The organism is Streptomyces sp. SID12501 (genome assembly GCF_010550245.1).
Taxonomy (GTDB): Bacteria; Actinomycetota; Actinomycetes; order Streptomycetales; family Streptomycetaceae; genus Streptomyces.
On the sequence record NZ_JAAGLU010000985.1, the window covers coordinates 1 to 396 of the forward strand.

Here is a 396-nt window from a genome sequence, read left to right on the forward strand (position 1 = left end):
GTCGCCGTCAGGGGACGAAGCGGATCGTCAGCGGGTAGCGGTACCACTCCCAGCGGCTCGCGGCGACGGCCGCGAGGACGCCGAGCACGACCCACGCCACGAGCACGCCGAGCAGCACGGGCGACAGCAGCCCGAACGTCACCACGGCCACCACGGCCGCCAGGGCGAGGGCGACGAGCGACGCGAGCTGGAAGTTGAGCGACTCCTTGGCGTGGTGCTCGAGGAACGGCCCGCGGCCGCGGAAGACGAGCCACACGACGAGCGGCGGCACGAAGCCGAGGCCGAGCAGCGGGAGCACGTGCGCCAGGATCGCCCACGTGCGCTCCTCGTCGGGCCGCAGCGGCGGGGCGGGTGGCGGCGGGCCCCAGGCCGGTGGCCCGTCGGCGGGGTGGGTCA

1 protein-coding gene is annotated in these 396 nt (G+C 75.8%); it reads right to left on the bottom strand.

The window, feature by feature from the left end; all coding sequences use genetic code 11:
* Positions 1-7: 7 nt before the first annotated feature.
* On the bottom strand, positions 8-396 hold a 389-nt coding region (locus G3I71_RS49470), incomplete at its 5' end, for a DUF4870 domain-containing protein (protein ID WP_203733264.1).